This window comes from Limnoraphis robusta CS-951, from assembly GCF_000972705.2.
In genome coordinates this window covers 1-9954 of sequence record NZ_LATL02000104.1, presented here as the reverse complement: position 1 = coordinate 9954, position 9954 = coordinate 1, and the positions used below count along the sequence as shown (strand labels likewise).

The 9954-nt window shown below is 41.9% G+C and carries 5 protein-coding genes and 1 pseudogene; 4 read left to right on the top strand and 2 right to left on the bottom strand.

The genetic code is table 11. The features are described from left to right. Window positions 1–134 precede the first annotated feature (134 nt). Both WN50_RS09595 and WN50_RS09590 read left to right on the top strand, forming a co-directional pair. A pseudogene (locus tag WN50_RS09595) lies at window positions 135–1113 on the top strand (RNA-guided endonuclease InsQ/TnpB family protein); the annotation flags it as partial. Between the two features lie 192 nt (window positions 1114–1305). Further along, window positions 1306–3306, top strand: coding sequence for a tetratricopeptide repeat protein (locus tag WN50_RS09590; protein WP_046282434.1), 2001 nt, complete (start codon window positions 1306–1308; stop codon window positions 3304–3306). Window positions 3307–3366: 60 nt separating this feature from the next. Here WN50_RS09590 and clpX read toward each other — a convergent pair whose 3' ends face one another. Both clpX and WN50_RS09580 read right to left on the bottom strand, forming a co-directional pair. Beyond that, entirely contained in the window at window positions 3367–4716 is a 1350-nt protein-coding gene (clpX, locus tag WN50_RS09585) for an ATP-dependent protease ATP-binding subunit ClpX (protein WP_046282433.1), read from the bottom strand. Between the two features lie 156 nt (window positions 4717–4872). Next, window positions 4873–6693: a sensor histidine kinase gene (locus tag WN50_RS09580; protein ID WP_049558911.1), complete on the bottom strand. Its 1821-nt coding sequence runs from the start codon at window positions 6691–6693 to the stop codon at window positions 4873–4875. A gap of 719 nt (window positions 6694–7412) precedes the next feature. On the opposite strand from WN50_RS09580, the gene WN50_RS09570 reads away from it, so the two are divergent. Together WN50_RS09570 and WN50_RS09565 are read left to right on the top strand one after the other, a co-directional pair. Then, entirely contained in the window at window positions 7413–8564 is a 1152-nt protein-coding gene (locus WN50_RS09570; protein ID WP_046280687.1) for a glycosyltransferase, read from the top strand. Between the two features lie 191 nt (window positions 8565–8755). Continuing rightward, window positions 8756–9493: an undecaprenyl-phosphate galactose phosphotransferase family protein gene (locus WN50_RS09565; protein WP_046280688.1), complete on the top strand. Its 738-nt coding sequence runs from the start codon at window positions 8756–8758 to the stop codon at window positions 9491–9493. Window positions 9494–9954 lie beyond the last annotated feature (461 nt).

Here is a 9954-nt window from a genome sequence, read left to right as displayed (position 1 = left end):
GCAGAGAGAGCATGGGCATCAATTTAAAAACGGATAGAGAAGCGGAAGAACGGATTAACTTAACTGTAAAACCCATATATCTTGGCATCTCACAGATAGCTTAATCCGTTAAATCCTTATCCTATCTGTTTTAAATTGAGCGATTTTATCAAAATTGTCGGCAAAAAATACCGGGGAGGAAAGGCTTTCCCCAGTTCAAAAAGTACCAAGTCAGAGCATCGGTTGAGTACAAAACTTCGGGCTGGAAACTGTCGAAAGATAGACGCTATTTAACCTTTTCCGACAAGTTTCAAGCGGGTACATTTAAGCTTTGGGGTAGTCGAGACTTGCACTTCTATCAACTCCAACAAATTAAACGGGTTAGGGTGATTAGAAGACACGATGGATATTATGCCCAATTTTTGATAGACCATGAAAGGGAGGAAAACAAAGAACTCAGTAACAAACAAACAGGTTTGGATGTCGGTTTAAACCATTTCTACACTGATTCCACCGGGATACAGGTAGAGAATCCCCGTTTTCTAAGAAAAGATGAGCGGCGAATCAAAAAGCTTCAACGTCGGTTATCTCGAAAAAAAAAGGGAAGTCAAAACCGTAAAAAAGCCATAAATCGTTTGGGTAGAACGCATCTCAAGGTTTCACGCAGGCGTAACGATTGGGTCTGTAAATTAGCCCAACACGTCATACAGTCTAACGACTTGGTAGCGATTGAAAACCTACGGATACGAAATCTGGTGAAAAACCATCATTTAGCCAAATCAATTAACGATGCTGCTTGGTACAGATTTAGAGAATGGTTGGAATATTTTGGGAGAATTTATGGGGTTCCGGTGATTGCCGTTGAACCTGCATATACATCTCAAAATTGTTCAAATTGCGGTGAAAAGGTTGTCAAAACTCTCAGTACGAGAACTCATAAATGTCCTCATTGCGGGTATGTAGCAGACCGAGATGAAAATGCCGCCAAAAATATTCTAAAATCTGCACTTAAACAGTTATCAAATACCGTCGGGCAGATGGAAATTAACGCCTCCCGAGAGACTGATCTCGGCAGTGGCGGGGAAACCCAATCCTTGTAAGTCAACTCATAGAAAGAGGAAGCCCAAACAGTGATGTTTGGAATCTCCGTTGTTTACGGCGGAGAGGATGTCAAACCAATATGTCCTGATTGATCTGGAGATTTGCGTAAAACTAAGTAGCACTTAAACTCTGACTTCGTTTGTAGGTTAAAACGGTTTTCAGTGCAAATTTGAGTCAATTGATCCGGCGATTTATCCCTCCTAGCTTGCACGTGAGTTGAGCGTTATGAAATTATCAAATGTAACATTTTTAGCTTTAGCGGCTTTAGTCGCTCAGAACTCCATCAGCGAAGCGAGTTCGATTTCGGAGGCTCGGCTATCCACTTCTTCAGGCATAATACCTGAAACCGACAACAAAATTGATTCGATTGAGGCGATCGCATCACAGCAGATGCCATCGGTAAGTACGCCGGAAATGTTGATTGTGCAGGAGTTTTCCCCCTCAATTTCTCAGCCAACAACAGGAAATCATTTAATTGTTGCTTCGGCAGTTCAACCCTTACCTCGCTCTGCTCAATTATCGCAGTCCAATCAACAAAAAATCAACTCATTATTCGATCAAACTTGGTTAGCTTTATTAGTAAAAACTTTTTCAGAAAGCGATCGCCCTTTCTCCTCAGATATTAATCTCGCTACGGCTAACGCGACACTCTCTGAACAACCCACTTCTCAAACTGACTCTGAATTTAACTATACCATTACATTACTCAATAGCTTACTGATTGTTGTAACGCTTTTACCCATCGTCACGATGGCGTTTTTTTGGTTAGTTCGGCGTCTGATCATTCGAGAATTAGTTGCAGAAGCCAATCGCAGTCTCAGTCGGGTTGATTGCTTAGAAGAACAAATTGCGCTTTCGACGGAACAATCTAAACTCCTCGCTCAAGAATTAGCCCTACAAATTCAAGCCGCTCAAGAATCAATTAACTTCGTCAAACAAGAAGCCTCAGCCTCTCGTACTTCCATTGATCAATTACATCAATTGCAGTTAAATTCACTACAAAACTTACAAAATTTTCAATCAGATTTTAACTCAAGAGAGCAATCTTTATTAGAAAAATTCAATCATCATTTCTCAGCCAATCCTCAAGCAAAAACGCCATTACCCACAGACTTAGATTGGGATTTTCAGTTTTCGGCTTCCCCTGAATTCATTGCAGATGATTATCTCAAACAAGGAGAAGCTTTAGCGAATGAAAACCGTTATGCAGAAGCTTTAGCTTTATTTGAAAAAGCCGTTAAAATGAATCCAGGCTTAGATGAAGCTTGGTATAATCAAGGTAATATTCTGGTGCGCTTCAACCGCTATAACGAAGCTCTAAATGCCTATGAAAAAGTTGTACAAATTCAGCCTAAAAAATCTGAAGCTTGGTACAATCGTGGGAATGTATTAGTCAAGTTAAAGCGATATGCTGAAGCCTTAGAATCTTACGATCGCTCTTTGCAGATTCAACCGAATGATGATGAAGCATGGCACAATCGAGGCGCATTACTGCGGAAATTTAAACGCTATGATGAAGCCTTAGAATCTTATGATAAAGCGTTAGAAATTCAGCCCAATAAATATGAAACCTGGCATAATCGGGGTAATGTATTAGGGAAGTTACAACGCTATGAAGAAGCGATAATTTCTTATGATCGAGCCATTACAATTGATGCTGGAAAACGAGAAGTTTGGTTAAATCGAGCCGTTGCACTGTGTAAATTAAAACGCTATGAACAGGCGATCGCTTCCTTTGAACAAGCCATTGGACTCGATCCAACTTCCCCCGAATTGTGGAATATGAGAGCGTCTTTATTACAACAATTAGGACAATATGATGAGGCGATCGCTTCTTTTGAAACAGCAATTCACCATCAACCGAATTGTTATGAAGCTTGGTTAGGGAAAGGTTCAGTTTTAGTTCAACTCAAGCAATATTCAGAAGCATTAACTGCTTACGAAAAAGCCATCGAACTCAAACCATCAGCCTCAGAAGTTTGGCGACATCAGGGACTCCTCTTAGAAAAATTAGAACAATATTCTGAGGCGATCGCCGCCTATGATCAAGCCATCAAGCTAGAACCCAACGATGCAGAAGCATGGCGTTTCCGAGGAGCATTACTCTCCAAACTGAAAAACTATCAAGAAGCCATTTCTTCTCTCGGAAAAGCCATTTCCATTCAAAAAGAATTACGCTCCATTAAAACAAATACCTCTCCCGAACAAGCAGCTTTAAATAATTAATCAAGCGAAACAGGGATAGAAAACCGACTTCAAAATTTTCCATCCCTAGACTCAAGAAACTTAGGCTGACTCGTGTTGTCTACGCCAGGTTGGGTGCCATAAAACCTCAGCCGTTGAGCGTTTTTCAACCATTTCCTGAGTGATAATACAGCGAACCACATCCTGACGAGAAGGAAGTTCATACATGACATCGAGCATCAATTCTTCCAAGATACTTCGTAATGCTCTTGCTCCCGTTTTACGACGATAAGCTTCCGATGCGATCGCCTGTAAAGCATCCTGTTCAAATTCTAAGCGAACATTATCCATTTTCAGCAGCTTTTTATACTGCTTAATCAGAGCATTGTGAGGTTCTGTTAAAATCCGCATCAAAGCTTCTTCATCCAGGGGTGAAATCACCGTAACGACGGGAATTCGCCCTATAAATTCTGGGATTAAACCAAACTTCACCATATCATCTGGTTCAACGTATTTTAACAATTCATCTTGACGTTGAACAGACTTAACGGCTGTATTATTCGCCGTCTCAGTGGGTTGAATAAAGCCTAATGATTTCTTCCCAAGTCGTTGTTCAATAATCTTTTCTAAACCCACAAAAGCACCACCACAGATAAATAAAATCTTGCTGGTATCAACTTGAATAAATTCTTGATAAGGATGCTTACGTCCCCCTTGAGGCGGAACATTAACCACCGTTCCTTCTAAAATTTTCAGGAGTGCTTGCTGTACCCCTTCTCCAGAAACATCGCGAGTAATCGAAGTATTTTCACTCTTGCGGGCAATTTTATCAATTTCATCAATATACACAATTCCTCGTTGAGCCGCTTCCACATCAAAATCTGCCACCTGTAGCAGTCTCAACAAGATATTTTCCACATCATCCCCAACATATCCCGCTTCAGTTAACGTTGTGGCATCTGCAACCGCAAAAGGAACATCAAGTTGCTTGGCTAGAGTTTGAGCCAATAACGTTTTACCACAACCTGTAGGGCCAACTAACAAAATATTCGACTTTTGTAGCTCTACAGCATCATCAGGATTCAGATTGCCACTCTGACTGGCTTGTTCTAGACTCAGGCGTTTATAGTGATTATAAACCGCTACGGATAGAACTTTTTTAGCATCATTTTGACCAATAACATGATCATCAAGATGTTGTTTAATATCTATGGGTCTGGGGATATGCTGAAATGAAAAACTGCTATTGGCTGAACCTGTAGAAGCATAATCAAGTTGCGGAGATTGAGCAGAGGAGTTAGTAGAATCTGAAAATTCTTCCTCTAAAATTTCATTACAAAGTTCAACGCATTCATCGCAGATGTAGACACCAGGGCCAGCAATTAACTTGCGAACCTGCTCTTGGGACTTGCCGCAGAAAGAGCAGCGTAAGTGGGAGTCATACCTGGACATATTTACCTTTTTGTGAACAGTTGCTTGAGGATTCCCAGTTGGGGGAGGATGTTGCTAGAAAAATATAAAGCAAATCTGGGGAAATTCTATCGAACTGAATTACCCCTTACCCTTACAGTTTACTGTTTATTTTGTCTTTCTGCACCCCAAAAAATATCATCCCGCTTGACACTGCACAGTATCATCTAGATGAGCTTTCAGACGAACGACAAAAGTTGAACCTTGACCAAGCTGACTGGAAACCGTAATATCACCTCCGATCATTTTGCATAAACGGCGACAAATCGTTAATCCCAGTCCAGTTCCCGCGTACTTGCGACAGAGAGAATCATCGGCTTGAGTAAAAGCTTCAAACAAACAGTGCAGTTGTTCGACAGAAATCCCGATTCCGTTATCCTGGAGATAGAAATCTATCCAATCCCCTTGGCGACAAGCCGTCAGCTCAATTTCACCGCCTTCTGTAAATTTCAAAGCATTTTCGAGTAAGTGATGTAAAATTTTTTGCAATTTGCTTAAATCGGTGTGCATCAGTCCTAAATCATTGCCATAACTGAGTTTAAGTTGATTTCGGTTTTTCTCAGCCATCGGCTCAAGGCTCTTAACAACGCCCTTGATCACATTTACCGGATCAAAGATTTCTAGGTTCAATGACATCTGTCCCGCTTCGATGCGAACCAAGTCAAGAATACTATCAATTAGATTCAGGAGTCGATATCCTTCTCGACGAATAATCTGCATATCTTCAAGCCAGTTTATTTGTCCCTGTTCAACCATTTCTTCGCACAAAAGATCGCTATAGCCGATAACGGCGTGAACGGGAGTGCGTAATTCGTGGTTAATATTAGCAAGAAACGCCCTTTTCGCTCGCAGCGCCGTTTGAGCGCTATGACGAGCATCTTGTAAGGTTAATTCAAGCTTTTGACGTTCGGATATTTGCGATCGCAGTTTTTGAGTCGTTTGCTGAAGTGTAGCGGTTTTTTGCTCTAATTGAACTTGCAGTTGCTCCTGTTCTCTAGACCATTGTTTTTCCAGGTATTGGCTTTTGAATCGTTCTAGTGTTAAACTGACTAAGTGAGCTAAACATTCCAAAAAAGATTCTTCCTCTTTTGTCCAGTCATCGGTTATATTCCCTCGTTCGATTCGCAGATATCCGATTTTTTCTTCAGCAAGTTTGAGCGGAATATCTAACACATTCAGTTGATTTGAGCGATGAACAGGGTTAGAGAAGTCGGAAAACAATCTGCTGTATTCTTTCGAGTTGAGAGTGGGCTTAATACTTCCCCAAGCAAATTCAAGCGGACATTCACCCAGATAATTGGGTTGCGGTGTCGCTATCGTATTCGGTTCGAGATGAGTATAATGATAGTGAGTTAAGCAATCATATAAGTGAAGACAAACCGGATCAGTTTTCTGCCCATTCCCCAGATTGATATTGACATTAAATAGAGATTCAAGTTCAGAAAATTGATGGTTTTGAGGGTATAAATACAGACTGATTTTTTCGACAGCTTCCAAGGTATGAGCGGCGGTTTCAGTAATTTGTTGAATTCTACATTTGAGGTTGCTTTGGTTTTGGGTTTGTTGGCGGATAAGATGTTCTAAGGCGAGTGTTCGACGATAGAGATTTTCGTTGGCAGAATTGCTTGTCGGTTCAACACAGGAACCCGGGCTGTAATTGAAAGAAAAATTGATGGGTGTTTGTAAAAGTTCTTGTTGAGTTAGGGTAGTAGAAAGAGCAAGGCTAATGTTATTGAATAGCGGCTCGTTAACAAGGTTAACCGTTACATCAGAGCCAGACATTTCGCTTTCAATTGAAAAGGGCGACAATTTGAGGACAATGGGATGAAACTGGCTAATTTTTTCGAGCCGATTTTTTAAGGTTGTATTTTCACGCCTTAACTGCTCGAGTTCTTGATACAAACAGTGATTAACATCCCCGATAAATTCTTGCTTTGACAGCATAGGGTTCAGCATCATGGCAGGGTTTTTTGATCTAGTTTTTCGGTTCGATTGTGTGTGGATGATCGAACTTAGTCATTCGTCAACACTTCAATACACCCTGCGGATTATTGAGTCTTTTTATGATGTCTATAAACATCAGGAATCAGAGAACATTGTGAAAAATGCTTTACACTTTCTGATTCAAAAAAATGTCAAATCGAGTCTGTATTTAACAGAGGTAAAAGAAATAGATATTGGCTCCATTAGAGGAGTTTTCGGCTTCTTCCCCCCTGGAGAGAGGGTATAATTCTATCTGATCTCTACTGGCTTTTAATTTCATTGAAGTCACACGGGCTGACTAGAACTGTTTTTACTCATTGATTCAGAACCAATGAACAGAGTAGATGCGTTGTCTGAGCCAGAGTTTGTATTTTCTTTAAGATTGTAACCGAGATTAACTTATTTGTCCGAAAAAATACTGATGATCTTCTGCGATCGCCCGCGCTACGCTTACACGGCACAAACCTCTAAATTTCATAAGAATTCTTGAACTGTTCTATAAGATAAATTTAACTATCCGGGTTGAATGACAATTTTGTGTAAGACGGGTTGCGGATCGTGATCAAACCGAGTGACGTACTCGACGCTCTGGAATTCATCGCTTGATCAGAGCCAATCGTAACATTCAACTGTACGATACAGTAATCCCATGAGATATTGATGGAACATCTTTACCTAAGCGTCCGATATTCATTGTGTCGTTTAAATATGCTCTAGTCCATGAATGGTTAACCCCCAAAGCAACGGGCGGATCTGAACTGGTTGTGCGAGACATCCTCAAACACATTGATGCAGATCTGTACGCTCTGATTGATTTTGAGTCTACCAACCCGCAAAGCTACTTATTCAATCGTCAAATTGGCACAACATTTCTGCAACAGTTCCCCCTGGCTCGTAATGGGGTGCAGAAATATCTGCCGTTTCTGCCATTGGCGATTGAACAATTAGACTTGCGAGCCTATGATGTCATTTTATCCTCATCCCATGCGGTCGCTAAAGGCGTGTTAACCAGTCCTGACCAACTGCATATTTGCTATTGTCATACACCAATGCGCTATGCTTGGGACTTGACTTTTGACTACTTAAACAGCAGTCCGGCCGGTTGGGGGCTTCCTGGTGTGTTAACGCGGTACTTATTACATCGAATCCGCCAATGGGACGTACTATCAGCCAATCGAGTGGACTATTTTATCGCCAACTCAAAACATACACGGGAGCGAATCTGGCGTTGTTACCGACGACGCGCTAAAGTGATTTATCCACCTGTTGATCTTGATCGTTTTCAACTACAAACTGAAAAGCAAGACTATTATCTGACCGTTTGCCGTCTAGTGAGCTATAAAAAAATCTCATTAATCGTCAACGCCTTTAATCAACTCGGGCGTCCACTGGTGGTGATTGGTGCGGGTTCACAGTTGAGTCAAATCAAACAGATGGCAAAATCAAATGTACAGGTTTTGGGTTGGCAACCCGATGAAGTGGTTCAACACTATATGGCACAAGCAAAAGCTTTTGTCTATATGGCTTGTGAAGATTTAGGAATGGCACTGATTGAGGCTCAAGCTTGTGGAACTCCCGTCATAGCTTATGGTGCAGGCGGAGCGCTCGAAACCGTCAGCGATATTCGTCTGTCACCCGACTCGGGAACGGGGCTGTTGTTTTCCCCTCAAACGGAGGCGGCTTTAATTGAAGCCGTACACACCTTTGAGCAACTCAGCAGCCAATTTCAGCCAGAAAAGATGCAATCCCATGTAGCTCAGTTTGACCAAAAACGGTTCGGGCGAGAATACCTGGAATTTGTGGAACGCTGTCAGAAAAAACAGTTTCCCTCCGAAAAATTTGGCTAAAATGCTTGCATGATTGCGGATTCTGTAGAAAGCAGAAAGAAGCATACATTCAAGGGTTATCCCGTTAGGGATGTTCGGGTACGCCCCCGAAATTTTATTGGACTTGAGACTTCCTTGCACCCTGATTTCTGAACAAGGTGTCTGGAAGCTTTATGATCAGGACTGTGTGTGGTGTGAATTGAAGGAGTAAGATGACTGCCAATAGCCAACTCATCTTCGGTAGGGGACTACGACGTGCGTTCACAAGGCGTAGTTTTGTCCCTCTAGTCCGGCAACAGCCGATACGAGGTTTATCTGTTCTACAGAACCTCAACGGAGAGTTTTTCAAGCGATCATTCGATATACTGTTTTCGCTATCGGTTCTGATCCTGTTTTCCCCAGTGTACTTGCTTCTGGCTCTGTTGATCTCGCTTAGTTCACCAGGGTCAGTGTTTTATGTGCAGCAACGAGTTGGCAAGAACCGCAAGCTTTTCGACTGCATCAAGTTCAGAACGATGGTCACAAACGCCGATGAAATGTTGACGCAAATGATGGAAACATCTCCCCACCTGCGTCAAGAATTTCAGGACAACTTTAAACTGAAACACGACCCCCGAATTACCTGGATTGGTCATTTCTTACGAGTGACGAGTCTCGATGAGTTTCCCCAGTTTTGGAATGTCCTCAAAGGGGATATGAGTGTTGTCGGGCCAAGACCTCTCGTCGCTGAAGAGTTACACAAGTACGGGCGTCACATGGATAAAATTTTAACGATTAAACCCGGAATTACTGGCTTGTGGCAAGTGTCTGGGCGCAATGATATTCCCTATCCTCGACGAGTTCAGATTGATTTGTATTACGTGAATTTCAAAAATTTCTGGACTGACCTGTGGATTATAATTAAGACCATCGGTGTTGTCATTTTTCCCAAAAATAATGGAGCTTACTAAAGGGTGACAAAGATTCATGATCAGTCAATGCCCTCGCTATAACTCCGGTTCAAGCGTTTCCTAACCTTGTGCAGTCGGTTTTGGGTTAAGGTAGAAATTGAATCAGCAGTGTTATCGGATAACAATAGCCCCTAGCCCCTGATGATCGAATCCCCAACTCAAATTTGTGCAGCTTTCAATCCGTTGACTGGATTTCATCACAGGGGATATTTGGCTTTCGTTATCGATTGTTCGCTTGATTCTATCTTAACGGGGGGACTGGGGGGCTATAGCACTGCCTCCATAATCTTTGATTTGGGGGTAGGTACATGGACACCCCAGGTAAAAAGCGAGGCATTCGACCTGTCCGCTTTTTACAATCTCCGTATCAATTGTTAAACTTAATGACATAGAGTCAAAACAGCCATGTTGGTATTTGAGGCCAAATTACGAGGAACAAACGAGCAGTACGTCATCTTGGA

Bases quoted from the DNA above. Each gene is read 5' to 3' on its own strand.
- WN50_RS09590 (WP_046282434.1), top strand. From the start codon at position 1,306: ATGAAATTATCAAATGTAACATTTTTAGCTTTAGCGGCTTTAGTCGCT.
- clpX (WP_046282433.1), bottom strand. From the start codon at position 4,716: ATGTCCAGGTATGACTCCCACTTACGCTGCTCTTTCTGCGGCAAGTCC.
- WN50_RS09580 (WP_049558911.1), bottom strand. From the start codon at position 6,693: ATGATGCTGAACCCTATGCTGTCAAAGCAAGAATTTATCGGGGATGTT.
- WN50_RS09565 (WP_046280688.1), top strand. From the start codon at position 8,756: ATGACTGCCAATAGCCAACTCATCTTCGGTAGGGGACTACGACGTGCG.